Annotated in this window: 1 pseudogene; it reads left to right on the plus strand. The window is 65.4% G+C overall.

Features of this window, described 5'->3' with window-relative positions:
- Positions 1-306: pseudogene (locus OO54_RS41070) on the plus strand (FG-GAP-like repeat-containing protein); the annotation flags it as partial.

A 306-nucleotide genomic window follows, 5' to 3' on the forward strand; every position in this document is an offset into this window, starting at 1 on the left:
CGACGGCAAGGACGACGTCGGCATCCTCTACAACAACGGCCAGCAGACGGACGGCACCAACGTCACCGCCCTGTGGACGCTGACCAGCACCGGCACCGACTTCACCAACCCCTCCAAGAAGTGGGACAACGTCTCCACCAGCTTCGGCTCCTGGAACTGGGACCGCTCGAAGGTCACCACCGGCGACTTCAACGGCGACGGCAAGGCGGACGTCGGCATCCTCTACGACAACGGCCAGACCGAGGACAGCCGCAACGTCTCGGCGCTGTGGACCCTCACCAGCACCGGCACCGACTTCACCAACCC

Source organism: Streptomyces wedmorensis, assembly GCF_000716445.1.
GTDB lineage: Bacteria > Actinomycetota > Actinomycetes > Streptomycetales > Streptomycetaceae > Streptomyces > Streptomyces wedmorensis.